The sequence below is a fragment of the Streptomyces sp. NP-1717 genome (assembly GCF_022695985.1).
Lineage (GTDB): Bacteria > Actinomycetota > Actinomycetes > Streptomycetales > Streptomycetaceae > Streptomyces.
The window spans coordinates 1-26,890 of the sequence record NZ_JAAPBF010000090.1 but is presented as its reverse complement, the minus strand read 5'-3'; the positions used below and the strand labels follow the sequence as shown (position 1 = coordinate 26,890).

The following is a 26,890-nucleotide window of genomic DNA, read 5'->3' as shown; positions in this document are numbered from 1 at the left end:
GTGCTCGATGCCATGTTGTGCGGGCTCACCGACGAGGCGGCCGCGGCACGGCTCGGTATGTCACCCCGGACCTACAGCCGAAGGGTCGGTGAGCTGCTCACCGCCCTCGGCACGACGAGCCGCTTCCGCGCGGGGGCGGAAGCGGCTCGTCGGGGCTGGGTGTGAACGCGGCGCGCGGGCCGGCTCGCGGCGTCGGGCCGGCCGCTGCGCCGAACCGCTCAGCTCACGATGTCCTTGCGGGAGAAGTTCCTGAAGGCGAGCGCGAACAGCACCAGGGCGTAGGTCACCGAGACCGCCGAGCCCTTCAACATGCCGCTCCACTCCAACTGCGGCTGGAGGGCGTCCGCCCAGGCGAACTGCCAGTGGGCGGGCAGGAAGTCCCGCCAGGTCCCCAGCGCCGTCACCTGGTCCAGGACATTGCCGATGATCGTCAGTCCGACCGCGCCGCCGACCGCCCCGAGCGGCGCGTCGGTCTTCGTAGAGAGCCAGAAGGCGAGGCCCGCCGTGACCAGTTGGGAGACAAAGATGAAGCCGATCACAAGCGCCAGCCGCGGCACGGTGTCGGCCGTGCCCAGCGACCCTCCGGTGGGCAGTTCCAGCGGCCCCCAGCCGTAGGCGGCCGTGCCCGCCGCCAGCGCGACGACCGGCAGCAGCACCATCGCGGCCAGGCTCATGGAGAGTGCCACCGCCAGCTTGCTCCACAGCAGACGGGCGCGCGGCACGGGCGCGGCGAGCAGATAGCGCAGGGAGGACCAGCTCGCCTCGGAGGCCACGGTGTCCCCGCAGAACAGCGCGACGGGGACGACCAGCAGGAAGCCCGCCGAGACGAAGAGGCAGGTGGCGGCGAAGTTGGCCCCGGACGAGGTCGCGGTGTCCATCAGGTTCAGCCGATTGCCGCCCCCGCCGCCGTCCTCGTCGGCTCCGGGTGTCCCGCCGATGGCGAAGGCCACGATCAGCACGAAGGGCAGGACGGCCAGGATCCCGCCCATCGCCATGGTGCGCCTGCGCTTGAGCTGTCGTACGACCTCGACACGGAACGGGAGGGTGCGGCCCGCCCGGTAGCCCGGAGCCGATTCGGTCAGCGCGCTCATGCGGAGGCTCCTGAGATGAGGGTGAGGAAGGCGTCCTCCAGGCGACGGTGCGGTCCGACGCCGGTCAGCACGACGTCCATCCGGATCAGCTCGGTGACGAGGGTGTTGGTGTCGGCTCCGTCGAGCCGTACGAGCAGCCCCTCGTCCGTACGGATCGCGGATCCGATCCCGGGCATGGCGGCGATCTTGTCCACGACCGGTTCGGGCACCTGTCCCGCCGTGGTGACGAGCACGGTGTCGCCGGATCCGGTGATCTCGGCGACCGGACCGGCCTGGACGAGTCGGCCCCGGTCCATGACCACCAGGTGCGTACAGGTCTGTTCGACCTCGGAGAGGAGGTGGCTGGAGACGATGACGGTCCGGCCGTCGGCCGCGTAACGGATCATCACGTCACGCATCTCACGGATCTGCGGCGGGTCGAGGCCGTTGGTCGGCTCGTCCAGGATGAGCAGGTCCGGGAGGCCGAGCATGGCCTGCGCGATGGCGAGGCGCTGCCGCATGCCCTGCGAGTAGGTGCGCACCGCGCGGGCGAGCGCGTCGCCGAGTCCGGCGATCTCCAGGGCCTGTTCGATGTGCGAGTCCTCGGCGGGGCGGCCGGTTGCCCGCCAGTACAGCTCCAGGTTGTCCCGTCCGGACAGGTGCGGCAGGAAGCCGGCGCCTTCGACGAAGGAACCGACGTGGGACAGCACGGGTGCGCCCGGCCTGATGGCGTGCCCGAAGACGCGGATGTCTCCGGCGTCGGGGGTGATGAGACCCATCAGCATGCGCAGGGTCGTGGTCTTGCCTGCGCCGTTCGGGCCGAGGAGTCCGAGGACCTGGCCCTTTTCGACTCGGAAGGACAGGTCCCGCACGGCGTAGCGGTCGGCGGACTTCGCGTAGCGCTTCGACAGATCGGTGATCTGGAGGGGTACGTCGGCGAGTTCGGGATCGGGCGCCGGTGCGCTGACCCTGCGGCGCGCGGTGAGCAGCAGCGCGGCGGCGATCAGCAAACCGCCCAGCGGCAGGCCCCAGACCCACCAGGCGAGGGTGGCGGCCGCTGTGCTGAGGGCGGGCGCGGTGGGCACGGAGAGGCCGCCGTCCACCGTGACGGTGTAGGTGGCCGGGGTGGCGGGTGAGGCGTAGGCGAGGTCGGTCGCGGCGAGGACGACGCGCAGCCGGTGCCCGGCCTCCACCTTGTGGTCGATGGCCGGCAGCGTCAGTTCGACGGACTTGCCGCCGTCGGTGTTGACTCCCTCGACCCGTACGGGGGCGACGAGTTGTGAGGGCAGTACCTGCCGGCTGCCGTCGGGACCGACGTCGTAGACCTTGCCGAAGAGGACGGCGTCGTCGGTGTCGGCCTTGACGGTGACGCGGACGGTCGGTGAGCCCGTGACCTGGAGTGAGGTGTCGAGCGGCCGGGAGTCGAAGCGCGCGAACTGTCCGGGGAAGTCGAGGGCGAGGCCCATACCGAACGAGGACAGCTGGGACAGTCCGCCGCCGACGCCCGGAACGGTGGAGATGGCCGGCGGGCTCGCGCCGGCGGGGTTGTCGAACGACTGCTCCCGCCCGGTGAGCGGGATGTCCGCTATTCCGCTCCGGAGACCGGGGTAACTGTCGCTGGTCGCGCCCCGCAGCAGTGCCCGGCCGTCGGTGGAGTCGACGCCTCCGGTCCGGCTGACGCGGAACGCGGGCCCGGTGTCGACGCCCGTGTCCTTCTTGAGGTAGTGGTCGAACCAGGAGGAGATACGGCTCTCGACCCGGCCGGTCTCGGCGTTCCCGCCGTCGTGACCGCCGGCCATCCAGTCGACGGCGACCGGTGCGCCGTTGGACTTGATCGTCTTCGCCATCGCGTCGGACTGGCTGAGCGGGAAGAGTGAGTCGGTCTGGCCCTGGATGATCAGCGAGGGCACCTTGATGCGGTCGCCGACCGCGGACGGGCTGCGCTCCGCGAGGAGCTCCCGCGCCGCCGCGTCGGGCTTGCCGGCGACGGCGACCCGGTCGTACATCTCGCAGAGCTGCTTCTCGAAGGTGTCGCAGCCGCCGCCGGTGGAGAAGAAGATCCCGGCCCAGAGCTTCTTGAAGACGCCGTCGGGGAAGAGCGAGTCGGCGAGATTCCAGTAGGTGATCACGGGTGCGATCGCGTCGACGCGCGGGTCGTGCCCCGCGCCGAGCAGCGAGATGGCTCCTCCGTAGGAGGCGCCGCTCATACCGACGCGCGGGTCGCCCTTGGCGTCGAGCTGGACCTCGGGGCGTTCGGCGAGCCAGTCGATCATCCGGGAGACGTCTTTGACCTCGTGGGCGGGGTCGTTGAGTCCGATCGTGCCGGTGGACTTCCCGAACCCTCGCGCCGACCAGGTCAGTACGGCGTATCCGTCGCGCGCGAGCTTCTCGGCCTGCGCCCGTACGTCGTTCTTGCTGCCGCCGAAGCCGTGGCCGAGCAGGACGGCGGGCCTGCGGCGGTCACCGCCGTCGCCGGCTGTGAAGTACGAGGTGTCGATCCGGGCGCCGGGCATCTCCATCGTCTGGTCGTCTCGGTGCACGGTGGGCGCGCTGTCCGAGGCGACGGCTGTCCAGGTGCCGGCGCCGACGAGCACGGCGGCCGCGGCCACGCCCGCGAGCCATCGTTTGCGCAGCCGTGGCCGCCGGGGGGTTGGGATCTCCATGCTTGAACCCTAAACGGCCCCTCGCGCCGGCCGCGCTGACACCGGTCGGAACTCACGGGCCTCCTTGAGGAGTACGCGGTAGCGTCGCCGTACACCATCCGTGGTACGGCCGCCCCTGATGACGAGACGCGAGGAGAGACCGGCGACATGACCGGCATGGAGATCCGCCGGGCGACGACGGTCGGTGAACTCGTCGCGTTCCAGCATCTGTACGACAGCCCGGCCCGTCCGGAGTGGGCGGAGCGCTTCCTCGCCGCTCCGGGCCATCTGATGCTGATCGCCTATGCGGAAGGCGCCCCGGCCGGATTCGTCTCCGGCATCGAGATGCTACATCCGGACAAAGGCGTTGAAATGTGCCTGTACGAACTGTCCGTGGACGAGCCGTACCGTCGTCGGGGCATCGGGCGGGCGCTGAGCGAGGCCCTCGCGGAGATCGCTCGTGAGCGTGGCTGCTACGACATGTGGGTGGGCGTGGACACCGACAACGAACCGGCGCTGGCGACGTACCGCGCGGCGGGGGCACGTGACGAGGGCCACTTCGCGATGCTGACCTGGGAGTTCCCGGACTCCTAGAACGTGCGGACCGCGCTGCTTCAGGGGCGTTCCGCGGTGACGAGCCACAGGCGGCTGGTCAGTCTTACGCCCTGGCGGGTCTCGAAGGCGTGGAACGCTTCCGTGGCGGCGTCGTGCGCACGCGTACGGGTCCGCTCGTCGGCCTCCGCCAGGGCCAGCCAGTGCTGCAGGGGTCCCCATCCCATCAGGAAGGCGGAGGCGTCGGAGGCGTCCTTGCCCCAGTGCTGGCTCAGCGCGAGGGCCCGCAGACCGATGTCTTTGAAGCCCGCCGCGCTCAGCACGCGCTCGGTGTGCGCGGGGTCCGCGAAGGAGGCGGGCTGGTGCTTGCTGTCCTCGTTGAGGGCGGGGAGCGTGACCTGCGTGCCGATCGCGGCGAAGATCACCGCCTGGTCCATGAGGCTGAATGACTGTGGGCAGACGAAGGCGAGCCGTCCACCGGGCCGTAACGCACGTCCGATGTTGCGGAACGCGGCGGCGGGGTCGGCGAAGAACATCACTCCGAAGCGGCTCACGGCGATGTCGAAGGCCCCCTCCTCGAAGTCGTGCACCTGCGCGTCGCCCTGGAGGAAGGTGACGTCCTCGATCTCCTCCGCCGCGGCGGACGCCCTGGCCCGCGCCAGCATCGGCTGGGACAGATCGATCCCGACAGCACGGGCCCCGCGGAGCGCCGCGAGCCGCGTGACACGCCCGTTCCCACATCCGATGTCCAGGACCCGGTCACCCTTCTGTATGCCTGCGGCTTCGAGGAGTGGGGCGTTGGCAGCGTCGTTCAGATGGTCGTACCGATCCTGGTGTTCCGCCCAGTGCCTGCCCTCGTAGCCGTTCCACGCCTTGGTCTGGGCCGAATTCACCATGTCCGTCATGCCTTCCATACTGCCGCTCCTCCCGTCTTGGGCCCATAGCATGGCGAGAACTCGACGCGCTCGGCGAGCCTGTTTCCCAGCGGGTGCGCGAAACGGTCAGCTGTCCTCGCCGTTCGCGGAGGCGTACGCGCGCCAACAGCATCCGGCCGACGCGGCTCACGGGCAGAGGTGCCCCAGCAACTCCCCGTCGGGCTCCGCCGGATAGGGCGTCTCCTGCGGCAGCAGCCCTTGCGCGGCCGTCAGTTCACCGTCCCGGACAAGCTCGTGCACCCGCCGCGCCAGCGGCGTCACGTCCCTCACGGAAACGATCCACTCGTCGGCATACCGCCGCGCGGCCTCCCCCGAAAGACCGAGCTGAAGCGACCGGTACGGCAGCGCCTCCAGCCGCACATCACGCTCCGGATCCCACTGGACCCGCGCGGGGCTCCGCTTCAACTCCCGCTGCCACGCCGCCCGATCGGGATGCACATCCCGGTCGTAGTGCGACAGACAGGCATGTCGCAGCGCCCACTCGAACCCCTCACGGGTGATCTCGACGGCCAGGACGGTCTCCTGACCCTCCTTCGTGGCCCAGCCGCACCGATACATCATCCAAAGGAATGACGGCTTGATCCATGTCATCCTGTCGCGCTTCCAGGTGGCGGGGAACCGGCCGTCCCGCGCGGCGGGCAGGCCGATCGCGGGCGGGTACGCCTGGTGGACGGTGATCGTCGAGTCTGTGTGGAGTGCGCGGATGCGGTGCCGGGGCTCCGGGGTGCGGGGAGTTGTCGCTGCTGGCATGGGGACAGCGTGCTGCGACTCCGGCCGTGTGGCCACCTGTTTAAGAGGCGCGCCGACGAGTGCGGCGGCCCGCGCGGAATAGGGGTACCGTGCGGGCCGCCGCGGCCTGTGGTGGGTGCCGTCCGGGGTCAGTGGTTGCGGGGGAAGCCCAGGTCCACGCCGGCCGGGGCGTCCGCCGGGTCCGGCCAGCGAGTCGTGACGACCTTGCCGCGCGTGTAGAAGTGCACGCCGTCGTTGCCGTAGATGTGGTGGTCGCCGAAGAGCGAGTCCTTCCACCCTCCGAAGGAGTGGTAACCCACCGGTACCGGGATCGGCACGTTCACGCCGACCATGCCCGCCTCGACCTCCAGTTGGAAGCGGCGGGCCGCGCCGCCGTCGCGGGTGAAGATCGCCGTGCCATTGCCGAAGGGCGAGGCGTTCATGAGGGCGACGCCCTCGTCGTACGTCTCGGTGCGCAGCACGCACAGCACGGGGCCGAAGATCTCGTCGCGGTAGGCGTCGGAGTCGGTGGAGACGTGGTCCAGGAGCGACAGGCCGATCCAGTGGCCGTCCTCGTAGCCGTCGACGCGCAGTCCGGTGCCGTCCAGGACGACTTCGGCGCCTTGCGCGGCGGCGCCCGTCACGTACGAGGCGACCTTGTCGCGGTGGGCCGCCGTGATGAGCGGGCCCATCTCGGAGGCCGGGTCGGTGCCGGGACCGATCTTGATCTTCTCGGCCCGTTCGCGGATCTTGCTGACGAGTTCGTCGCCGATCGCGCCGACCGCGACGACCGCCGAGATCGCCATGCAGCGCTCACCGGCGGAGCCGTACGCCGCCGAGACGGCCGCGTCCGCCGCCGCGTCCAGGTCCGCGTCCGGCAGGACCAGCATGTGGTTCTTGGCGCCGCCGAGGGCCTGTACGCGCTTGCCGTTGGCGGAGGCCGTCGCGTGGATGTAGCGGGCGATCGGTGTGGAGCCGACGAAAGAGACCGCCGCGACGTCCGGGTGGGCCAGGAGGGAGTCGACGGCCACCTTGTCGCCGTGGACGATGTTGAGCACGCCGTCCGGAAGCCCCGCCTCGGCCGCCAGCTCGGCCAGCAGATTCGCCGCCGAGGGGTCCTTCTCGCTCGGCTTCAGTACGAAGGTGTTGCCGCAGGCGATGGCCAGCGGGAACATCCACATCGGGACCATCGCGGGGAAGTTGAACGGTGTGATGCCGGCGACGACGCCCAGCGGCTGCCTGATCGAGGAGACGTCGACCTTGCTGGCGACCTGTGTCGACAGCTCGCCCTTCAGCTGGGTGGTGATCCCGCAGGCCAGTTCGACGATCTCCAGCCCGCGCGCCACCTCGCCGAGGGCGTCGGAGTGGACCTTGCCGTGCTCGGCGGTGATCAGCGCGGCGATCTCGTCACGGTGCGCGTCGAGCAGCGCGCGGTAGGCGAACAGGATGCCGGTGCGCGCCGAGAGGGAGGACGTGCCCCAGGTGCCGTACGCGGCCTTCGCCGTCGTCACGGCCGCGTCCACCTCCTCCGGTGAGGCCAGCGCCACCCGCGTGGTGACCGCACCGGTCGCCGGGTCGGTGACCTGGCCCCAGTTGCCCGAGGCACCCTCGACGGTCTTGCCACCGATCCAGTGGTTGACGGTCTTCATTACGTCTCCTTCGGGTCCATCGAGTCCATCGGCGCGGGCGGCGCCCGGGGGTCAGAGGTGGCGGCGGCGGGCTGCGGCTTTCCGGTCGTACTCCTCACGTGCCGTGACCGCGGACGCGCGGGTCGCCGTCTCGGCCACGGGAACATCCCACCACGCCTGGGCCGGGGGCGCGCCCGACACAGTGTCTGCCGTTTCGGTCTCCGCGTAGACACATGTGGGGACGTCGGACTCGCGCGCGGCGGCGAGGGCTTCGCGCAGGTCACGGATGGTTTTGGCACGGATGACGCGCATCCCGAGCGAGGCCGCGTTGGCGGCGAGGTCGACGGGCAGCGGGTCGCCGGTGTACGTCGGCGAGCCGACCGTGTCGGCCTCGCGGTAGCGGTACGCCGTGCCGAACCGTTCCGCGCCGACGGACTCGGAGAGCCCGCCGATCGACGCGTAGCCGTGGTTCTGGAGGATCACCAGCTTCAGTGGGAGGCGTTCCTGGACGGCGGTGACGATCTCGGTGGGGTTCATCAGATAGGTGCCGTCGCCGACGAGCGCCCAGACGGGGCGGCCCGGGTCGGCGAGCATCACGCCGATGGCGGCCGGGATCTCGTAGCCCATGCACGAGTAGCCGTACTCGACGTGGTACTGGTCGCGGGAGCGGGACCGCCACAGTTTGTGGAGGTCGCCGGGAAGCGATCCGGCCGCGTTGATGACGATGTCGTCGTCGGTGACGAGCGCGTCCAGCAGACCGAGGACCTGTGGCTGGGTGGGCCGCAGGAGGTCCTCGGAGGTGTCGAAGGCGGCGTCGACGCGGTGCTCCCAGCGCTCCTTGTCGTCTCCGTACTCGGTGGCGTAGGCGGCGTCGACGCGGTGACCGGCGAGGGCCGTGGTGAGCCCTTCCAGGGCGGTGCGGGCGTCTGCGACCAGAGGGGCGGCGGCGAGCTTGTGGGCGTCGAAGCCGGTGACGTTGATGTTGAGGAAGCGAACGGACGGGTTGGCGAAGAGCGTCGCCGACGCCGTGGAGAAGTCGGACCAGCGGGTGCCGACGCCGATCACCAGGTCGGCGGTGCGGGCCAGTTCGTCGGCGGTGGCGGTGCCGGTGTGGCCGATGCCGCCGACGTCCGCCGGGTGGTCGTGACGCAGGGAGCCCTTGCCCGCCTGGGTGGAGGCGACGGGGATGCCGGTCGCCGTCGCGAAGGCGGCCAGTGCGTCCTCGGCCGCGCTGTGGTGGACGCCGCCGCCCGCGACGAGGAGCGGACGGCGGGCCGCGCGGACGGCCTGGGCGGCGTCGGCGAGTTCGTACGGATCGGGGCCCTGCCTGCGGATCCGCCAGACGCGCTCGGCGAAGAACTCCTCAGGCCAGTCGTACGCCTCCGCCTGGACGTCCTGTGGCAGTGCGAGGGTCACCGCGCCGGTCTCGGCCGGGTCGGTGAGGACCCGCATGGCGGCGAGCGCGGCCGGCACGAGCGCCTCGGGCCGCGAGACGCGGTCGAAGTACTTCGACACGGGGCGGAGCGCGTCGTTGACGGAGATGTCGCCCGCGTGGACCACTTCGAGCTGCTGGAGGACCGGGTCGGCGGGGTGCGTCGCGAAGATGTCACCGGGGAGCAGCAGCACGGGCAGCCGGTTGACGGTGGCGAGGGCGGCGCCCGTGACGAGATTCGTGGCGCCGGGGCCGATGGAGGTGGTGACGGCGTGTGTGGAGAGGCGGTTGCTCTGGCGCGCGTAGCCGACGGCCGCGTGCACCATGGCCTGTTCGCTGCGTCCTTGGAAGTACGGCATCTCCGGACCGGCCTGGACGAGCGCCTGGCCGATGCCCGCCACGTTCCCGTGGCCGAAGATGCCCCAGGTGGCGTCGATCAGCCGGCGTCGGTTGCCGTCGCGTTCGGTGTACTGGCGGGACAGGAAGGCGATCAGTGCCTGGGCCACGGTGAGGCGGCGCGTACTCATCGGGGGGTCTCCTTGTCCTCGTTCTCATAAGGAGGTTGGCTCGACGGCCCCTGTGAGGGTGCCCGTGAGGGCCGCGGTCGAGGCGCTTCGTACAGCGGCAGCCGGGGGTCGACCGCCTGGCCCGGCCAGGTGTCGCGGATCCAGCCGTGGTCGGGGTGGTCGCGGATCAGCCACTGTCTGGTCGCACCGGGTCCGGCCATGACGTTGAGGTAGTACATGGCACGGCCGGGGGCGGCGATGGACGGGCCGTGCCAGCCGTCGGGGATCAGGACGGTGTCGCCGCTGCGGACCTCGGCGAGGACGTCGGTGCCGCCGGGCCTGGAGGGTGAGACCCGGTGGTATCCGAGGCCGCCGTCCTCGATCTCGAAGTAGTAGATCTCCTCCAGTTCGGACTCGACGCCGGCGTGGTTCTCGTCGTGCTTGTGCGGCGGGTACGACGACCAGTTGCCGCCGGGCGTGAGGACTTCGACGGCGATCAGCCGGTCGCAGTCGAAGGTGTCCGCGGCGGCGAAGTTGTTGACCTGGCGGGAGCAGTTGCCGCTGCCCCGCAGTTCGACCGGAACCTCCGGTGCGGAGCCGTAGCGAGCGGGGAGTCGTCGCTCGCACTTCGCTCCTGCCAGGGCGAAGCGGCCCCCCGCACCGGAGGCGATCTGGGCGTGGGCGTCACGCGGAACGTACGCGAAGTCCGTGACGGAGCTGAACACGCTTTCTCTGCCCAGCAGTTCAAAGATCTCGCCTTGCGTGTGCACCGTACAACCGCCGCTGAGGGGAAGCACGATCCATTCGCTGTCCCCGCTGTCCAGCGTGTGTGTACCGCCGGGCTGCAGGTCGAGGACGCGCAGGGCGCTGTGCACCCAGCCGGCCCGCCGCGGTTCGATGTCGAGCGCGTATGGGCCGCTCGCCGCGCTGCCCGCGCGTACGTGCCGCTCCAGGAATTCGCCGTCGGAGCCCGTGTCGGTGTCGGTGTCCGTCGTCATGGTCGTTCCGTATCCCTCCGCACGTCTGCCTACTCTCCCCGTGTCCCCTACAGCTACAGCGGTCCGGCGGCGTGGCCCTACAGCAGGCCCACGGCCGTGTCGACGGCCGCCGCGACATCACCGTCCACCGGATAGAGCAACGAGCGCCCGACGACCAGGCCCTGCACCGTGGGCAGCCGCAGCGCCTTGCGCCACTTCTCGTACACACCTTCCTGGTCGTCGCCGATCTCGCCGCCGAGCAGGACGGCGGGCAGGGTGGACGTCTCCATCACCCGGGCCATGTCGTCCGGATTCTCGGTCACGGGCACCTTCAGCCAGGTGTACGCGGACGTGCCGGCGAGACCGGAGGCGATGGCGATGGAGCGGGTCACCGCATCGGCCGACAGGTCGTTGCCGAGCCGTCCGTCCCTGCGGCGGCAGATGAACGGCTCGACGAAGACGGGCAGCCGCCGCTCCGCCATGGCGTCGACGGCACGGGCCGCCGACAGGAGGGTGTCGGGCGAGCGCGCGTCCTCGTAGTCGATGCGCAGCAGGAGCTTGCCCGCGTCGAAACCGTGACGGGCGATGTCCTCGGCGCGGTGGCCGGTGAAGCGGTCGTCCAACTCGAAGGCGGCGCCCGCGAGACCGCCGCGGTTCATGGAACCGACGACGACGCGGTCCTCCAGGGCGCCGAGGAGCAGCAGGTCGTCGAGTATGTCGGCGGTGGCGAGGACACCGTCCACGCCGGGCCGGGACAGCGCGAGGCAGAGGCGCTCCAGGAGGTCGACGCGGTTGGCCATGGCCAACCGGCGGTTCCCGACGGCGAGGGCGCCCCGGGCCGGGTGGTCCGCCGCGACGATCATCAGCCGTCCGCCGGGGCGCAGCAGGGGGCGGCGCACGCGGCGGGCCGCGGCCTCGGCGATCGCCTCGGGGTGGTGCGTCCGGATCCGTACGAGCTCCGACGCGTCGACTCGGGTCACAGAGCGGCCTCCGGTGGCAGCGTCCCCGGTGCGGGGACGGGGCCCCCGCCGAGGACCTGGACGACTTCCCTCGCGTACGGCATGGCGGAGGAGCAGGCGAGCCGGGCGGCGACGATCGCTCCGGCGGCGTTGGCGTACCGCATGACGCGCTCCAGGTCCCAGCCGGCCAGCAGACCGTGGCAGAGCGCGCCGCCGAAGGCGTCTCCGGCGCCGAGTCCGTTGACCACCTCGACGGGCACCGGTGGTACCTCGGCGGTGGTGCCGTCGCGATGGACGGCGAGGACGCCTTTGGGGCCCTGTTTGACTACGGCCAGTTCGGGGCCGGCGGCGAGGAGCGCCCGGGCGGCGGCGTACGGTTCGCGTTCCCCCACGGCGACTTCGCACTCGTCCAGGTTGCCGACGGCGACCGTGGCGTGCCGCAGGGCCTGTTCGTACACGGGCCTGGCCGCCGCCATGAGCGCCCGCGGGTCACCGGAACGGGGGTCACCGGTCGGCGCCTTCCAGAACATGGGGCGCCAGTCGAGGTCGAAGACGGTGATGCCCGGTCCGGACCGCCGCCCTTCGGGGCTGTGGGCCGGCGACCGGCCGCGGGTGCTCAGGGCGGTCAGCGTCGAGGTCCGGCTGGGTTCCTCGCACAGGCCGGTGCCCGTCATCCAGAAGATCCGGGCGGCCCGGACGGCGTCCAGGTCCAGCTCATGCGGATGGATCTCCAGATCGGGCGCCTTGGGCTGCCGGTAGAAGTACAGGGGGAAGTCGTCCGGGGGGAAGATCTCGCAGAAGGTCACCGGAGTGGGCCACTCGTCGACCGGTGTCACCCAGCGGTCGTCGACCTCGAACTCCCGCAGCGCGTGGTGGAGAAAGTCCCCGAACGCGTCCCGTCCGGTGCGGGTGATGACGGCCGTACGACGGCCGAGCCGGGCGGCGGCCACCGCCACATTCGTCGCCGAGCCGCCGAGGAACTTCCCGAAGGTGTCGACCTGCGCCAACGGGACTCCGGTACGCAGCGGATAGAGGTCCACGCCGATCCGCCCCATGGTGATCACGTCGTACGGCTCAGGCATGCGCGTCCCCTCGTTTCGACGGCCAGTGCAAGGTCTAGTGCTCACTCCCGACCCCTGTCAACGTTTTGTCCTTACATTCGGACGAAGGCTTGACACTCTTCTCGGGCGGCCGCGAGGCTGACCGGTATGACCTCCTCCGTACCCCCGCTGAACCGCATCAGGGTCGGGTCGGCCCCCGACTCCTGGGGCGTGTGGTTTCCCGACGATCCGCGGCAGGTTCCCTGGCAGCGCTTCCTCGACGAGGTGGCCGAGGCCGGATACGAATGGATCGAACTCGGTCCGTACGGCTACCTCCCGACCGATCCGGCGCGTCTCGCCGACGAGACCGCCCTGCGTGGCCTGAAGGTCTCGGCCGGCACCGTGTTCACCGGTCTTCACCATGGGCCCGCCGTCTGGGACAAGACCTGGGCGCATGTCGCCGACATCGCCGCGCTCACCAGGGAGATGGGCGCGGACCACCTCGTCGTCATCCCGTCGTTCTGGCGGGACGACAAGACCGGGCAGGTGCTGGAGGACCGGACACTCACCCCGGCGCAGTGGCGCGATCTGACGACTCAGACCGAGCGGCTCGGCCGCGAGGTGCGGGACCGCTTCGGGCTGAACATCGTGGTCCACCCGCACGCCGACACGCACATCGACAGCGAGGACAACGTCAGCCGCTTCCTCGACGCCACCGATCCCGACCTGGTGTCACTGTGTCTGGACACCGGGCACTACGCGTACTGCGGCGGCGACAGCGTCAAGCTGATCGAGACCTACGGGGAGCGGATCGGATATCTGCATCTCAAGCAGGTGGATCCGGAGATCCTCACGGACGTCATCGCCAACGAGGTGCCGTTCGGGCCCGCCGTGGGACGTGGCGTGATGTGCGAGCCGCCGAACGGGGTGCCCGCGCTGGAGCCGGTGCTGGCGGCGGCCCAGAATCTGGATGTCGATCTCTTCGCCATCGTCGAACAGGACATGTATCCCTGTCCGCCCGACAAGCCCTACCCGATCGCCAAGCGGACGCGCCGTTTTCTCCGCTCGTGCGGTGCGTAACTCCGAACCCCTGTCGAACAATTGGACCTTCAACACCCGTATCCCCCATGCACGGTTTCTGTCACAGAAATCCGTCTGACGTCACGCTTGTCTCCCTTACGCGGGTTTTCCGTCACAGGAACGCGACAGCCCCTCCCTCACCATCACTCTGCGTCGTTCAACGGGCACAGGCTCAGTGATCACCAGCGTCTCAGTCGCAGCTCTCCCGACGGCCCCCCGGCCGCCGCTGCGGCGGACGCAGGGAGGTGCCACGCAATGACGGACAGAAGTCTCTGGTCCTACAAGGAGATCGCCGCACACATCCGCGTACAGCCGGACACCGTCCGTTCGTACCGCAAGCACGGTCTGCTTCCGCGGCCGGACCACGTGGAGAACGGCAAGCCCTACTGGTACGCGGACACCGTCCGCGCCTGGGTGGCCAAACGCCCCGGAAACAGAGGCCGCAGAGAGTGAGGCGCGGTATCCGCCTCCGCGCCGGGTCCGCCCAGGACCGGTTCCGAGGGCCCCGTACTCCACCCCACCGGTGGAGTACGGGGCCCTCGGCCCGGTGCGGACTCAGACCCCGACCTTGTCCCGTTCACCCGCCCCCGACACTGCCCCGTCCGCGCCGTCAGCGCCCTTCCCGCCGTTCGCCTCGACCGCCGGGTGCGATCCGCCCTCGCTCACCCCGAAGCGCTCGTGGAAGCGGCGCAGCGGCCGGGGCGCCCACCAAGTGGCCTTGCCCGTCAGCTTCATCACCGCCGGCACCAGCAGACTGCGCACCACCATCGCGTCCATGACCACCGCGAGCGCGATCCCGAGGCCGAGCATCTTGGTGTTGGTCACCCGCGAGGTGCCGATCGCGATCATGACCACCGCCAGGATCACCGCCGCCGCCGTGATCAGCCCTCCGGTGCGCCGGAGCCCGAAGACGACCGCGTGTTCGTGGTCACCGCTGCGGTCGTACTCCTCCTTGATCCGGGATATCAGGAACACCCCGTAGTCCATGGAGAGTCCGAAGGCGACGCAGAACATCAGCACCGGAAGGGTCGTCTCTATGTCACCCGTTGAGGTGAAACCGAGGAGCCCGGACAGATTGCCGTCCTGGAACACCCAGACGACCGCCCCGAACATCGCCGTGAGGCTGAGCGCGTTGAGCGCCACCGCCTGGATCGGTATGAGGACGCTGCCGGTGAGCAGGAAGACCAGCAGCAGCGTCACCACGACGATGATGCCCACGGCCAGTGGCAGCCGGTCGGCTATGGCGTCCTTCGAATCGACCAGCACGGCCGCCGTACCGGTGACTGAGGTGTCGAACGCCGCCGGCTCGGCCCGGAGTTCACCGACGAGCCGCTGGGCGTCCTGGCCCACCGCCTCGCCGCGCGGCAGCACGGTGAAGTACGCGTGGTCGCCGGAGACGACCGGACCGTCCACCCGGTCCACGTCCGGCAGCGCGGCCACCCGGTCGCGGTAGTCCGCGTACTCGGCAGGGGTCGCCCCGCCCTCGCCGAGCACTTCGAGCCCGCCGCCGGGGCTGCCGGGGAAGCCGTCCCTGATGTCCTCCTGGACCACTCGGGCCTCGGCGCCCGACGGCAGTTGCCGGTGGTCCGCCGTGCCGAACTTCACTCCCAGGAAGGGCAGTCCGAGAAGGACCAGACCCGTGGCCGTCGCGACGGCGAAGAGCGGGGCCCTGCGCATCACCAGCGTCGCCGTGCGCCCCCAGCCGCCTCCGGACCCCTTCGTTTCCGCGGACCGGGCCCCGGCCGCGATTCCGTCAGCGGGCGTGGACTTCCTCCTGTGCAACAACCGCCGAAGATCGAAGGAGTTGACCCGGTGCCCGAGCAGCATCAGCGCGGCCGGCAGCAGGATCAGCGCGGCAGCGGCGGCGAGCAGCACCACCGCTATCCCCGCGTAGGCGAACGAGCGCAGGAAATACTGCGGGAAGACCATCATGGCCGCGAGCGACACCGCCACCGTCAGGGCGGAGAACAGCACCGTCCGCCCGGCGGTGCGCAGCGTCGTCCCCACCGCGTCCCGCACCTGCGCGCCCTCGGCCAGCTCCTCCCGGAATCTGCGCACGATGAACAGCGCGTAGTCCACGGCCAGTCCGAGCCCCAGAGCCGTGGTGAGGTTCTGTGCGAAGACCGAGACGTCCGTAATCTCGGTGATCCCTCGCAGCACGGCGTTGGTGCCGAGGATGGCGACGATACCGATGCCCAGGGGCAGCAGGGCCGCGATCGCGCTGCCGAAGACCATCACCAGCAGCACCAGCGTCACCGGCAGGGCGATCAACTCGGCCCGCAGCAGGTCCTCCTGGATGATGGCCTGCATCTCGTGCCGCACCGCGACCGGTCCGCCGACCGAGACCTCCACCGGCCCCTGCGCGCCCCGGAATTCGGGCGCTATCCGCTCCAGGGTCTCGCCGGCTTCCTTCTCCGTGCCGACGATCCTGGCCGCGATCAGCGCCTCGCCCCCGTCCTCGGCGCGCAGCGCGGGCGCTCGCGTCTGCCAGTACGACCCGACGCCTATGACTCCCTCCTCGGCCGCGAGCCGCTCGGTGAGCCGCTCGGCCGTGGCGGCGACGGCGGGGTCGTCCACCCCCTTGGCGCCCGCGTCGACGAGCAGCAGGAGATTCGGCTGGGAGGCGGGGAACTCACGCTCCAGCGCCCGCGTGGCGTAGGTCGACGAGGCGGCGGGGTCCTCCCAGCCGCCACTGCCCATCCGATCGCCCACGCCGCTCCCCGCGACAACCGCCAGCGCCGTGATCACCAGGGCGACCAGCAGCGAGAGCCGTGGGCGCGCCGTGACGAACCGGGACCAGCCGCCGATTCGCGACCCCCTGTTGACTTCGGACATAGTGCGGTGTCCCCTTCACCGTGACCCGGCACATGGGTCGGCGACTGCCATGGAATGACAAACACGAGCGATCGCTCGCATTAATCAAGAATGCGAGCGATGACTCGCGTTTGTCAATCGTCGCCAACCGATCGAGGGATCCTGGGGGTTCACGTGCCTGATGCGAGGAGAGGCGGAGCCGTGGAGCGAGACAGCCAGGACAGCGCGACCAAGGGCGGCGCCACCGACGCCACGGGGAAGCCGCGCCGCCGCCAGGCCCGCGGCGAGCGCCGTATCGCCCAACTCCTCGAAGCCGCAGGCCGCGTCTTCTGCGCCAGCGGCTACACGGCGGCCAGCACCAACTCCATCGCCCGCGAGGCCGGCGTCTCCCCCGGCACGCTCTACCAGTTCTTCCCCAACAAGGAAGCCATCGCCGTCGAGCTGGGTGACGTGCTCCTCAACCGCTGGCGGACGACCTACGGCCAGGCGTTCACGCCCGCCCACATGAATCTGCCGCTCCCCGAGATGTTGGACGCCGTCCTCGATCCCCTGATCACGTTCAACTGCGAGAATCCGGCATTCGCGGTCCTGATGCACGGGTCGGAGATCCCGGGACAGGTGACGGAGGAGCACGACCTCCTGCACTCCACCCTGCTCACCCGGGTCGAGGAGATCCTCGGCAGCTACCTCCCCGACACCCCCCGAGCGGAGCGCACCAGAACGGCGGAGTTCGCCTTCGCCCTGTTCAAGGGCGGCATGGACCTGATCCTGTCGCACGAGGGCGAGGAGCGGGAGGCGTACATCGGGGAGCTGAAGAGCGCCATGTTCCGCTATCTGTGCCCCGTCGTCGGCGACGCGCTCCCGCAGCGTCCGCCACCGCGCGAGACCACGGGGGCGGAGTCCTGACCCGTCAGCGAAATCCGCACCTCCACCCGGACTCGCCTTCATACCCCCTAGGGGTATAGAGTGCGGATGTCAGGGCGTCGCGGCGTTCCCGCCCGCCCCTGGCACACCACGTTCCGCACACCCGCCCCCGGAGGAGAACGCCATGACCGCAGAGACGAAGACCGAGACGGAGACCGCCCAGGCCGCCGGTTCCTGCTGCTCGCCCACCGGCTCCTGCCACGACGGTGCCGCCGAGTCCGCGACCGGGCCCGTCACGACGGTGTACGCGGTCACCGGCATGACGTGCGGCCACTGCGAAGGCGCGGTCTCCGACGAGATCTCCGCGCTCCAGGGCGTCACTTCGGTGAAGGCCGAGGCCGCCACCGGCCGGGTGACCGTTACCTCCGAGGCCCCGCTCGACGAGAGCGACGTACGCGCGGCGGTGGACGAGGCGGGTTACGAACTGACCGGCCAGGCCTGAACGACCTCCCCGCGGGGCCGTACGCGACCGGATCCTGTCCGGATCGGGTGCGGCCCTTCAGTCGTTTCGGCCACTGTTCGCCGTAACGCCCCTGGTCAGCGCCCCGACCAGGGAGCCGGGACGGCTCCGCTGTCATCTGTTTTCGTAGTAACCGACAATTTGTGACCCTGTCCCTTCACATGAGGCACAGGACCTTCACAAAGAGATCTAGATCACATAGATTTAGGGGTAACCATCCGGGCAGCTCGCGAGTCTAAGAGGCGATGCCGAGAACGTCTTGGGGGACGTTCATGAGATGTCTTGGGGGATGTCTCAGGCAAGCGTTGGCCGGGGCACGTGCAACTGGGGAGCTTTGAGCGGCCCCCCTGGTTCGTACGTACCCCGGCAGACCGCGTGAAACTGGCTTCTGCCGGCAACCGCAGACGCCCGGCCCGGATCCCGTGGGGGGAATCCGCACCGGGGATATGGGAAGCGCCCCGCTATACCGACCCGTGGGGGGATCGGGAAGCGGGGCGCTTTCTGATGCGCCGGGGTGGCCGTCCGGCTCGTGGAGCCGCCGGCCGGACGGCGGGAACCCTCCGCCGAGGGCTCAGCGGCTCTCGACCGGGACGAAGTCGCGCAGGACCTCACCGGTGTAGATCTGACGCGGTCGGCCGATGCGGGAGCCGGGCTCCTTGATCATCTCGTGCCACTGGGCGATCCAGCCGGGAAGCCGGCCGATCGCGAAGAGCACGGTGAACATCTCGGTCGGGAAGCCCATGGCCCGGTAGATCAGACCCGTGTAGAAGTCCACGTTCGGGTAGAGGTTGCGCGAGACGAAGTAGTCGTCGGAGAGCGCGTGCTCCTCCAGCTTCAGCGCGATGTCGAGCAGCTCGTCGGACTTGCCGAGAGCCGAGAGAACATCGTGCGCCGCAGCCTTGATGATCTTCGCCCGGGGGTCGAAGCTCTTGTAGACGCGGTGGCCGAAGCCCATCAGGCGGACGCCGTCCTCCTTGTTCTTCACCTTGCGGATGAAGGAGTCGACATCGCCGCCGTTGGCCTGGATGCCTTCGAGCATCTCCAGCACCGACTGGTTGGCGCCACCGTGCAGCGGGCCCCACAGGGCGCTGATGCCGGCGGAGATCGAGGCGAACATGTTCGCCTGCGACGAGCCGACCAGACGCACGGTGGAGGTCGAACAGTTCTGCTCGTGGTCCGCGTGCAGGATCAGCAGCTTGTCGAGGGCCGAGACCACCACCGGGTCGAGCTCGTACTCCTGGGCGGGAACCGAGAACGTCATACGCAGGAAGTTCTCGACGTACCCGAGGTCGTTGCGCGGGTACACGAAGGGGTGACCGATCGACTTCTTGTACGCGTAGGCCGCGATCGTCGGCAGCTTGGCGAGCAGCCGGATCGTCGACAGGTGGCGCTGCTTCTCGTCGAACGGGTTGTGGCTGTCCTGGTAGAACGTCGACAGCGCGCTGACCACCGAGGACAGCATGGCCATCGGATGCGCGTCACGCGGGAAGCCGTCGAAGAACCGCTTGACGTCCTCGTGCAGCAGCGTGTGCTGGGTGATCTCGTTCTTGAAGGACGAGAGTTCGTCGACCTTGGGAAGTTCACCGTTGATGAGCAGATAGCCCACCTCGAGGAACGTCGAGCTCTCGGCCAGCTGCTCGATGGGGTAGCCGCGGTAGCGGAGGATGCCCTGCTCACCGTCGAGATAGGTGATGCCGGATTTGTAGGCGGCGGTATTGCCGTAGCCGCTGTCCAGGGTCACCAGGCCGGTCTGGGCCCGCAGCTTCCCGATGTCGAAGCCCTTGTCGCCGACGGTGCTGTCGATCACCGGGTAGGTGTACTCGCCATCGCCGTACCGCAGTACTACAGAGTTGTCGCTCACGTCATCCCTCACCGACGTAGTGCCTCTTCTTCGAGGTGCCCTGACTGTCTCTACCATCCCCCATTTGGCTCAGGAGAGTGCACTCGGGGTCGACCATTAGGCCTATTCGCGGCACTGAGTGCCGCCAACTTCCACATCCTGCCCCCTTCGCCCCGGTTCCGAAAGTCCGGGGTGGCAATCCCGTCGCCGGACACTCCCCTGGGGGAGGACGATCCGCCCGAAGACGGACCATCGCCGGGCCCGGTCCCGCCGGGTCACGCCCGGCAGGACAGTCTCAGGAGTTCCCGGCCCGGAGGCTGCCGGACAGCCGGTGGTCGAGCGCGGTGCAGCGCCGGCCCGCGGAGACCGTACGCACTGCCTGACCTATCGCCTTCCGGGAGCCGACCAGAACGACGAGCTTCTTGGCACGGGTGACCGCCGTGTACAGCAGATTCCGCTGGAGCATCATCCAGGCGCCGGTGGTGACCGGAATGACCACGGCCGGGTACTCGCTGCCCTGCGAGCGGTGGATCGTCACCGCGTAGGCGTGCGCCAGCTCGTCCAGCTCGTCGAAGTCGTAAGGAACTTCCTCGTCCTCGTCCGTCCGCACGGTCAGGCACTGGTCGTCCGTGTTCAGCGAGGTCACGACCCCGACCGTGCCGTTGAAGACCCCGTTCTGCCCCTTGTCGTAGTTGTTGCGGATCTGGGTGACCTTGTCTCCGACACGGAAGACGCGACCGCCGAGCCTCTTCTCGGGCAGGTCGGGCCGGGCGGGGGTGATCGCCTGCTGGAGCAGCCCGTTCAGGGTGCCCGCGCCGGCGGGACCGCGGTGCATCGGGGCCAGCACCTGGATGTCGCGCCGCGGGTCGAGCCCGAAGGTGGCGGGGATCCGGCGGGCCGCGACGTCCACCGTGAGTTTCCCGGCCTCCTCCGTCTCGTCCTCCACGAACAGGAAGAAGTCACTGAGGCCCTGGGTGATGGGCTGGACCCCGGAGTTGATGCGGTGGGCGTTGGTGACCACCCCCGACTGCTGGGCCTGTCGGAAGATCCGGGTCAGACGCACCTGCGGCACGGGTCCGCCCTCGGCCAGCAGGTCCCGCAGCACCTCTCCGGCCCCGACCGACGGCAGCTGGTCGACATCGCCGACGAGCAGCAGATGTGCACCGGGTGCCACCGCCTTGACGAGCTTGTTGGCGAGCAGCAGATCCAGCATGGACGCCTCGTCGACCACCACCAGATCGGCGTCGAGCGGCCGGTCCCTGTCGTACGCGGCGTCCCCGCCGGGTTTGAGTTCCAGCAGCCGGTGGACCGTGGACGCCTCGGCACCGGTGAGTTCGGCGAGGCGCTTGGCCGCGCGCCCCGTGGGTGCCGCGAGGACCACCTTGGCCTTCTTGGCCCTGGCCAGCTCCACGATCGAGCGGACCGTGAAGGACTTGCCGCAGCCCGGCCCGCCGGTCAGGACGGCGACCTTACGGGTGAGGGCGAGCCGCACGGCGGCTTCCTGCTCGGGGGCCAGTTCGGCGCCTGTGCGGCTCGCGAGCCAGGGCAGGGCCTTCTCCCAGACCACCTCCTGGAAGGCGGGCATCCGGTCCTCGGCGGCGCGCAGCAGCCGCAGCAACTGGGCGGAGAGGGACAGTTCGGCGCGGTGGAAGGGCACCAGATAGACGGCGGTCACCGGCTCGCCGCCGTCAGGACCCGGCACCTTCTCCCTGACGACTCCCTCCTCCTCGGCGGCGAGTTCGGCGAGGCAGTCGATGACCAGACCGGTGTCGACCTGGAGAAGCTTCACCGCGTCCGAGATGAGCTGCTCCTCGGGCAGGAAGCAGTGACCCTGGTCGGTCGACTGGGAGAGCGCGTACTGCAGTCCGGCCTTGGCGCGGTCCGGACTGTCGTGCGGGATACCGACGGCCTGGGCGATGCGGTCGGCGGTGAGGAAGCCGATGCCCCAGACGTCGGCCGCCAGCCGGTAGGGCTCGTTCTTCACGACGGAGATCGAGGCGTCGCCGTACTTCTTGTAGATGCGGACGGCGATCGACGTCGAGACACCGACGCCCTGAAGGAAGATCATGACTTCCTTGATCGCCTTCTGCTCCTCCCACGCGGCGCCGATCAGTTTCGTCCGCTTGGGACCCAGACCGGGGACCTCGACGAGCCGCTTCGGCTCCTTCTCGATGATCTCCAGTGTGTCGACACCGAAATGCTCGACGATCCGCTCGGCGATGCGCGGCCCGATTCCCTTGATCAGACCGGAGCCGAGATAGCGGCGGATGCCCTGGATCGTCGCGGGCAGGACCGTTGTGTAGTTCTCCACCGTGAACTGCTTGCCGTACTGCGGGTGCGAGGCCCAACGGCCCTCCATACGCAGCGACTCCCCCGGCTGCGCGCCGAGGAGCGAGCCGACCACGGTGAGCAGATCGGCGCCACGGCCGGTGTCGACACGGGCGACCGTGTAGCCGTTCTCCTCGTTGCTGTACGTGATCCGCTCAAGAACGCCTTCGAGCACGGCCGGATTGGACATGATCCGACGCTACCGTCCGGGTACGACAACAGGCCCACCCTGTGGACAACCTCGCCACCGGCCGGCCGTGCCCGGGAACAACTCCCCCTCGGGAAGGGCTCCGAGAAGACACCCGTAAAAGCTTCAGGGGCCCGGTCCACCGGACCGGGCCCCACGCGCTCCCCCTCGACCAAAGCTTCCCGATCCCCCCGGACCCCTCCCCGGAAGCCTTGATGCCATGTACGACCACCGTCACCCCGAAAGGGTTGCACGGTTGCGGGCAGTTATTTTCCTGCCACCGGAAAAGATGACAGAGGACGACAGACAGGTTTATTTGGCCATGAGAACGTCTTCGTCGTGACAGACAGGCTTCTCCTACAGCGCGTGCCTCACGTACCGCTCCGCGACGTCGGCCAGCAACTCCACGCCGTCCCGCACCCACAGGGTGTCGTTGAAGAGTTCGACCTCGATCGGCCCTTCGTATCCGGCCGCGTCGACGCGCTCGCGCCAGGCCCGCATGTCGATGACGCCCTCGCCGATCAGCCCACGGCCGTTCAGCACCCCGGCGGGCAACGGCGTCGTCCAGTCGGCCAGTTGGAAGGAGTGGATCCGGTCCCCCGCCCTCGCGATCGCCGCCGGGGCCCGGTCGTCCCACCACAGGTGGTACGTGTCCACGACGACCCCGACCTGCTCGACGGGAAAGCGCTCCGCGAGATCCAGCGCCTGGTCGAGCGTGGAGACGACACAGCGGTCCGACGCGTACATCGGGTGCAGCGGCTCGATCGCCAGCCGTACGCCGCGCTCACCGGCGTACGGCGCCAGCACCGCGAGCGCGTCCGCGATCCGTTCGCGCGCCCCGTACAGATCGCGGCTGCCGGGCGGCAGCCCGCCCGACACCAGGACGAGGGTGTCGGTGCCGAGCGTCACGGCCTCGTCGATCGCCGCGCGGTTGTCGTCCAGTGCGTCGGCCCGTGCGGCGGGATCGCTCGCCGTGAGGAAGCCGCCGCGGCACAGGGTGGTGACGGCGAGTCCCGCGTCGTGGACGAGCTTGGCGGCGGCCTCCGTGCCGTACGCGCGCACCGGCTCCCGCCACAGCCCCACGCCGGGCACGCCGAGTCGCACGCACGCCTCGGTGAGTTCGGGGAGGGTGAGCTGTTTGACCGTCATCTGGTTGATGCTGAAGCGGCTGAGGTCGCCCGGCGGGCCGGGCACACCCGCGCCGGTCGCTCCGCCCACGCCGGTCGTCTCGTTCACGTCGCTCACTGGTTCACTCCGTACACGCCGAGCAGGGACTTCATCCGGTCTTGGGCCGCCGCCGGGTCGGGGAACAGGCCCAATCCGTCCGCCAGTTCGTAGGCCCGCGCGAGATGCGGGAGCGAGCGGGCCGACTGGAGGCCGCCGACCATGGCGAAGTGGTCCTGGTGCCCGGCCAGCCAGGCCAGGAAGACGACGCCCGTCTTGTAGAAGCGGGTGGGCGCCTGGAAGAGATGACGCGACAGTTCGACCGTGGGGTCGAGCAGTTCCCGGAATCCCTTCGCGTCGCCCGTGTCCAGGACACGGACGGCTTCGGCGGCCACCGGGCCGAGCGGGTCGAAGATGCCCAGCAGCGCGTGGCTGAAGCCTCGTTCGTCGCCCGCGATCAGCTCGGGGTAGTTGAAGTCGTCGCCCGTGTAACAGCGGACGCCCTGCGGGAGACGCCGGCGCAGCTCGACCTCGCGACGCGCGTCCAGCAGCGAGACCTTGATCCCGTCGATCTTGTCCGGGTGTTCGGAGATGACCTGGAGGAACGTCTCGGTCGCGTCGTCGAGGTCCGTACTGCCCCAGTAGCCCTCGAGCGCCGGGTCGAACATCGGGCCGAGCCAGTGCAGCACCACGGGCTCGTCCGCCTGCCGCAGCAGATGGGCGTAGACGGCCAGATAGTCCTCCGGCCCCCCGGCCGCCGCGGCGAGCGCGCGTGAGGCCATGAGGATGGCCTGGGAGCCGGTCTCCTCGACGAGCGCGAGCTGTTCCTCGTACGCCGCCCGCACCTCCCCCAGAGAGTGCGTTCCCGGCGTGAGCTGGTCGGTGCCCACCCCGCACGCGATCCGCCCTCCGGTGGAGCGTGCCTCCGCCGCCGACCGGCGGATCAGCTCGGCCGCGCCCGCCCAGTCCAGGCCCATGCCCCGCTGCGCGGTGTCCATGGCCTCCGCGACCCCGAGGCCGTGCGACCACAGATGGCGCCGGAAGGCGAGGGTGGTGTCCCAGTCGACGACGACGGGCGCTCCGGGGCTGGTGTCGGCGTACGGGTCGGCCACGACGTGCGCGGCGGAGAAGACCGTACGGGAGACGAGGGGGGCGGCGTCGGCGCCCTTGGTGACGAAGGCGGCGGGTTCTGGGCGCGGACGGTACGTGCGCAGCCCGCCGTCCGCGTCCGGGAGCCGCAGCCCCGGGCCCGGCCTCTTCACGGAGGGAGCGCCGGACGCCGTGGGGGGTGTGGTTCGGGTGGTCACAGTGAGAGCTCCGGTACGTCGAAGCGGCGTCCCTGCGCCGAGGACTTGAGCCCGAGTTCCGCGAGCTGTACGCCACGCGCGCCGGCGAGCAGGTCCCAGCGGTACGGCTCGCCGAGCGCGACGTGGCGCAGGAAGAGTTCCCACTGCGCCTTGAAGCCGTTGTCGAACTCGGTGTTGTCCGGGATCTCCTGCCACTGGTCGCGGAAGGACTCGGTGGCGGCGAGGTCCGGGTTCCAGACGGGCTTGGGGGTGGAACTGCGGTGCTGGACGCGGCAGCGGCGCAGTCCGGCGACGGCCGAGCCGTGGGTCCCGTCGACCTGGAACTCGACGAGTTCGTCGCGGTTGACCCGTACCGCCCAGGAGGAGTTGATCTGCGCGACGATGCCGCCCTCCAGCTCGAAGATCCCGTAGGCGGAGTCGTCGGCCGTCGCCGCGTACGGCTTGCCCTGCTCGTCCCAGCGGCGCGGGATGTGGGTGGTGATGTGCGCCGAGACGGAGTTGACCTTGCCGAACAGCTCGTGCAGGACGTACTCCCAGTGCGGGAACATGTCGACGGTGATGCCGCCGCCGTCCTCGGTCCGGTAGTTCCAGGAGGGGCGCTGCGACTCCTGCCAGTCGCCTTCGAAGACCCAGTAGCCGAACTCGCCCCGTACGGAGAGGATCTCGCCGAAGAAGCCGCCGTCGATGAGGCGCTTCAGCTTGAGCAGGCCAGGAAGGAAGATCTTGTCCTGGACGACACCGTGCTTGATGCCGGCGCTCTGGGCGAGGCGGGCCAGGTCGAGCGCGCCTTCGAGGTCGGTCGCCGTCGGCTTCTCCGTGTAGATGTGCTTCCCGGCAGCAACGGCTTTCTTGATGGCCTCGACCCGCGCGGACGTGACCTGCGCGTCGAAGTAGATGTCGACGGTGTCGTCGGCGAGGACGGTGTCGAGATCGGTGGACCACTCCGTGAGGCCGTGCCGCTCCGCGACCTCCCTGAGGGCGTGTTCACGGCGCCCGACGAGGACGGGCTCGGGCCACAGCACCTCTCCGTCGCCCAGCTCCAGTCCGCCCTGTTCGCGGATCGCGAGGATGGAACGCACCAGGTGTTGCCGGTACCCCATCCGCCCCGTGACGCCGTTCATGGCGATCCGCACTGTCCTGCGTGTCACGAAGTTCCCTCCATACAGCCGTAGCAAGCGCTTTCTATAGGGTATGAAGCTAGCCTGCCGAAAGCGACCGGACAAGAGTCCGGCGCCGATCCGCCGCATCACCCACCTTCCGGAGGAACCGCCGATGACAGTCACCCTGGCCGATGTGGCGACCCGCGCCCGGGTGTCGCCCGCCACCGTTTCCCGTGTGCTGAACGGCAATTACCCGGTGGCCGCGTCCACGAGGGAGCGTGTGCTGCGGGCGGTGGACGAGCTGGACTACGTACTCAACGGACCGGCCAGTTCGCTCGCCGCCGCCACGTCGGACCTGGTCGGGATCCTGGTGAACGACATCGCCGACCCCTTCTTCGGCATCATGGCCGGGGCGGCGCAGACCGAGATCGGCGGCCAGGAGGGAACCGGCCGGGCAGGCGGCGAGAAACTCGCGGTCGTCTGCAACACGGGCGGCTCGCCGGAGCGGGAACTGACCTATCTCACCCTCCTCCAGCGCCAGCGGGCCGCCGCCGTGATCCTCACCGGCGGGGCCCTTGAGGACCCCACCCATATCGCGGCGATGTCGGCCAAACTGACCAAACTCGCCGACGCGGGTACGCGTGTCGTGCTGTGCGGCCGGCCTCCGCTGCCGGGCAGCAGCGCGGTCGTGGCCTCGCTGGCGTTCGACAACCGGGGTGGCGGGCGGCGGCTGACCGAGCATCTGCTGGCATTGGGGCACCGCAGGATCGGATACGTCGCGGGACCGGCGGAGCGGACCACGACCCGGCACCGGCTGGAGGGCCACTGGAAGGCGCTGGCCACCGCGGGACTGACCGAGGACCAGGGCCCGCTGACGGTGCACGGCCCCTACGACCGGCGCTCGGGCTACGAGGCGACGCTGGAGCTGCTGCGGCGCTCACCGGATCTGACGGCGGTGGTCGCCGCGAACGACACGGTGGCGCTCGGCGCGTGCGCGGCGGTACGTGACCAGGGGCTGCGCATTCCGCAGGACATCTCGGTGGCGGGCTTCGACGACCTGCCGTTCTCGGTCGACGCGGTACCGGCGCTGACGACGGTGCGACTGCCCCTGTACGAGGCGGGGGCGCGGGCCGGGCGGCTCGCGATGGGGACGGAGGCCCCGCCGCCCGGCGGGATCGCGACGATCGCCGCGGAGTTGATGGCGCGGGCTTCGACG

At 69.9% G+C, this 26,890-nt stretch carries 21 protein-coding genes; 6 read left to right on the top strand and 15 right to left on the bottom strand.

Annotated elements, in window-relative coordinates; all coding sequences use genetic code 11:
• Positions 1-218 precede the first annotated feature (218 nt).
• Both GXP76_RS19300 and GXP76_RS19295 read right to left on the bottom strand, forming a co-directional pair.
• On the bottom strand, positions 219-1,091 hold the full coding sequence (locus tag GXP76_RS19300) for an ABC transporter permease (protein ID WP_242572793.1): 873 nt from the start codon (positions 1,089-1,091) through the stop codon (positions 219-221).
• Positions 1,088-3,733 (bottom strand): alpha/beta fold hydrolase, encoded by a 2,646-nt coding sequence (locus tag GXP76_RS19295; protein ID WP_242572792.1) that lies wholly within the window; start codon positions 3,731-3,733, stop codon positions 1,088-1,090. The genes GXP76_RS19300 and GXP76_RS19295 overlap by 4 nt, the downstream gene beginning before the upstream one ends.
• Before the next feature lie 156 nt (positions 3,734-3,889).
• On the opposite strand from GXP76_RS19295, the gene GXP76_RS19290 reads away from it, so the two are divergent.
• Positions 3,890-4,306, top strand: a complete 417-nt coding sequence (locus tag GXP76_RS19290; protein WP_242572796.1) for a GNAT family N-acetyltransferase — start codon at positions 3,890-3,892, stop codon at positions 4,304-4,306.
• Between the two features lie 20 nt (positions 4,307-4,326).
• Here the strand turns inward: GXP76_RS19290 and GXP76_RS19285 are convergent, their stop codons facing one another.
• The 7 genes from GXP76_RS19285 to iolC form a co-directional block, all read right to left on the bottom strand.
• Positions 4,327-5,178, bottom strand: coding sequence for a methyltransferase domain-containing protein (locus tag GXP76_RS19285; protein ID WP_308354169.1), 852 nt, complete (start codon positions 5,176-5,178; stop codon positions 4,327-4,329).
• 147 nt (positions 5,179-5,325) lie between these two features.
• Positions 5,326-5,949 carry a DUF4291 domain-containing protein gene (locus GXP76_RS19280; RefSeq protein ID WP_242572791.1) on the bottom strand — a complete coding sequence of 208 codons (624 nt, stop codon included), beginning with the start codon at positions 5,947-5,949 and terminating at the stop codon, positions 5,326-5,328.
• 128 nt (positions 5,950-6,077) lie between these two features.
• On the bottom strand, positions 6,078-7,577 hold the full coding sequence (locus GXP76_RS19275) for a CoA-acylating methylmalonate-semialdehyde dehydrogenase (RefSeq protein WP_242572790.1): 1,500 nt from the start codon (positions 7,575-7,577) through the stop codon (positions 6,078-6,080).
• Positions 7,578-7,628: 51 nt separating this feature from the next.
• Positions 7,629-9,515: a 3D-(3,5/4)-trihydroxycyclohexane-1,2-dione acylhydrolase (decyclizing) gene (gene iolD / locus GXP76_RS19270; RefSeq protein ID WP_242572789.1), complete on the bottom strand. Its 1,887-nt coding sequence runs from the start codon at positions 9,513-9,515 to the stop codon at positions 7,629-7,631.
• The gene (gene iolB / locus GXP76_RS19265; RefSeq protein ID WP_242572788.1) at positions 9,512-10,492 is read right to left on the bottom strand and encodes a 5-deoxy-glucuronate isomerase; all 981 of its coding nucleotides are present in this window, start codon (positions 10,490-10,492) and stop codon (positions 9,512-9,514) included. The genes iolD and iolB overlap by 4 nt, the downstream gene beginning before the upstream one ends.
• Positions 10,493-10,569: 77 nt before the next feature.
• Entirely contained in the window at positions 10,570-11,451 is an 882-nt protein-coding gene (locus GXP76_RS19260; RefSeq protein ID WP_242572787.1) for a deoxyribose-phosphate aldolase, read from the bottom strand.
• Positions 11,448-12,512 (bottom strand): 5-dehydro-2-deoxygluconokinase, encoded by a 1,065-nt coding sequence (iolC, locus tag GXP76_RS19255; protein ID WP_242572786.1) that lies wholly within the window; start codon positions 12,510-12,512, stop codon positions 11,448-11,450. The genes GXP76_RS19260 and iolC overlap by 4 nt, the downstream gene beginning before the upstream one ends.
• Before the next feature lie 126 nt (positions 12,513-12,638).
• Between iolC and GXP76_RS19250 the strand changes: the two genes are divergently transcribed.
• A complete protein-coding gene (locus GXP76_RS19250; RefSeq protein ID WP_242572785.1) occupies positions 12,639-13,550 on the top strand; it encodes a sugar phosphate isomerase/epimerase in 912 nt (303 codons plus the stop codon).
• A 255-nt stretch (positions 13,551-13,805) separates the two neighbouring features.
• On the top strand, positions 13,806-14,003 hold the full coding sequence (locus GXP76_RS19245; RefSeq protein ID WP_078077269.1) for an AlpA family transcriptional regulator: 198 nt from the start codon (positions 13,806-13,808) through the stop codon (positions 14,001-14,003).
• A 102-nt stretch (positions 14,004-14,105) separates the two neighbouring features.
• Here GXP76_RS19245 and GXP76_RS19240 read toward each other — a convergent pair whose 3' ends face one another.
• Positions 14,106-16,385 carry an MMPL family transporter gene (locus tag GXP76_RS19240; protein WP_242572784.1) on the bottom strand — a complete coding sequence of 760 codons (2,280 nt, stop codon included), beginning with the start codon at positions 16,383-16,385 and terminating at the stop codon, positions 14,106-14,108.
• A 153-nt stretch (positions 16,386-16,538) separates the two neighbouring features.
• Here GXP76_RS19240 and GXP76_RS19235 point away from each other — a divergent pair, with 153 nt between their 5' ends.
• Positions 16,539-17,270: a TetR/AcrR family transcriptional regulator gene (locus tag GXP76_RS19235; RefSeq protein WP_374361659.1), complete on the top strand. Its 732-nt coding sequence runs from the start codon at positions 16,539-16,541 to the stop codon at positions 17,268-17,270.
• A gap of 142 nt (positions 17,271-17,412) precedes the next feature.
• Positions 17,413-17,730: a heavy-metal-associated domain-containing protein gene (locus tag GXP76_RS19230; protein ID WP_242572782.1), complete on the top strand. Its 318-nt coding sequence runs from the start codon at positions 17,413-17,415 to the stop codon at positions 17,728-17,730.
• Between the two features lie 589 nt (positions 17,731-18,319).
• Here the strand turns inward: GXP76_RS19230 and GXP76_RS19225 are convergent.
• From GXP76_RS19225 to GXP76_RS19205, 5 genes are all read right to left on the bottom strand, one after another.
• The gene (locus GXP76_RS19225; RefSeq protein ID WP_078077265.1) at positions 18,320-19,609 is read right to left on the bottom strand and encodes a citrate synthase; all 1,290 of its coding nucleotides are present in this window, start codon (positions 19,607-19,609) and stop codon (positions 18,320-18,322) included.
• A gap of 274 nt (positions 19,610-19,883) precedes the next feature.
• On the bottom strand, positions 19,884-22,106 hold the full coding sequence (locus GXP76_RS19220; RefSeq protein ID WP_242572781.1) for an ATP-dependent RecD-like DNA helicase: 2,223 nt from the start codon (positions 22,104-22,106) through the stop codon (positions 19,884-19,886).
• Between the two features lie 354 nt (positions 22,107-22,460).
• On the bottom strand, positions 22,461-23,252 hold the full coding sequence (locus GXP76_RS19215) for a sugar phosphate isomerase/epimerase (protein ID WP_242572794.1): 792 nt from the start codon (positions 23,250-23,252) through the stop codon (positions 22,461-22,463).
• Positions 23,253-23,344: 92 nt separating this feature from the next.
• Positions 23,345-24,529 carry a dihydrodipicolinate synthase family protein gene (locus tag GXP76_RS19210; RefSeq protein WP_242572780.1) on the bottom strand — a complete coding sequence of 395 codons (1,185 nt, stop codon included), beginning with the start codon at positions 24,527-24,529 and terminating at the stop codon, positions 23,345-23,347.
• 41 nt (positions 24,530-24,570) lie between these two features.
• Positions 24,571-25,722 carry a Gfo/Idh/MocA family protein gene (locus tag GXP76_RS19205; protein WP_242572779.1) on the bottom strand — a complete coding sequence of 384 codons (1,152 nt, stop codon included), beginning with the start codon at positions 25,720-25,722 and terminating at the stop codon, positions 24,571-24,573.
• Positions 25,723-25,846: 124 nt separating this feature from the next.
• Between GXP76_RS19205 and GXP76_RS19200 the strand changes: the two genes are divergently transcribed.
• Positions 25,847-26,890: LacI family DNA-binding transcriptional regulator (locus GXP76_RS19200; protein ID WP_242572778.1), on the top strand; the 1,044-nt coding region annotated here is incomplete at its 3' end.

What these genes read in the sequence shown, in the direction of transcription:
- GXP76_RS19215 (WP_242572794.1), bottom strand. Translation starts at nt 23,252, where the DNA reads ATGACGGTCAAACAGCTCACCCTCCCCGAACTCACCGAGGCGTGCGTG.
- GXP76_RS19285 (WP_308354169.1), bottom strand. Translation starts at nt 5,178, where the DNA reads ATGGAAGGCATGACGGACATGGTGAATTCGGCCCAGACCAAGGCGTGG.
- GXP76_RS19290 (WP_242572796.1), top strand. Translation starts at nt 3,890, where the DNA reads ATGGAGATCCGCCGGGCGACGACGGTCGGTGAACTCGTCGCGTTCCAG.
- GXP76_RS19275 (WP_242572790.1), bottom strand. Translation starts at nt 7,577, where the DNA reads ATGAAGACCGTCAACCACTGGATCGGTGGCAAGACCGTCGAGGGTGCC.
- GXP76_RS19300 (WP_242572793.1), bottom strand. Translation starts at nt 1,091, where the DNA reads ATGAGCGCGCTGACCGAATCGGCTCCGGGCTACCGGGCGGGCCGCACC.
- GXP76_RS19245 (WP_078077269.1), top strand. Translation starts at nt 13,806, where the DNA reads ATGACGGACAGAAGTCTCTGGTCCTACAAGGAGATCGCCGCACACATC.
- GXP76_RS19250 (WP_242572785.1), top strand. Translation starts at nt 12,639, where the DNA reads ATGACCTCCTCCGTACCCCCGCTGAACCGCATCAGGGTCGGGTCGGCC.
- iolC (WP_242572786.1), bottom strand. Translation starts at nt 12,512, where the DNA reads ATGCCTGAGCCGTACGACGTGATCACCATGGGGCGGATCGGCGTGGAC.
- GXP76_RS19280 (WP_242572791.1), bottom strand. Translation starts at nt 5,949, where the DNA reads ATGCCAGCAGCGACAACTCCCCGCACCCCGGAGCCCCGGCACCGCATC.
- GXP76_RS19230 (WP_242572782.1), top strand. Translation starts at nt 17,413, where the DNA reads ATGACCGCAGAGACGAAGACCGAGACGGAGACCGCCCAGGCCGCCGGT.
- iolB (WP_242572788.1), bottom strand. Translation starts at nt 10,492, where the DNA reads ATGACGACGGACACCGACACCGACACGGGCTCCGACGGCGAATTCCTG.
- GXP76_RS19295 (WP_242572792.1), bottom strand. Translation starts at nt 3,733, where the DNA reads ATGGAGATCCCAACCCCCCGGCGGCCACGGCTGCGCAAACGATGGCTC.
- iolD (WP_242572789.1), bottom strand. Translation starts at nt 9,515, where the DNA reads ATGAGTACGCGCCGCCTCACCGTGGCCCAGGCACTGATCGCCTTCCTG.
- GXP76_RS19240 (WP_242572784.1), bottom strand. Translation starts at nt 16,385, where the DNA reads ATGTCCGAAGTCAACAGGGGGTCGCGAATCGGCGGCTGGTCCCGGTTC.
- GXP76_RS19220 (WP_242572781.1), bottom strand. Translation starts at nt 22,106, where the DNA reads ATGTCCAATCCGGCCGTGCTCGAAGGCGTTCTTGAGCGGATCACGTAC.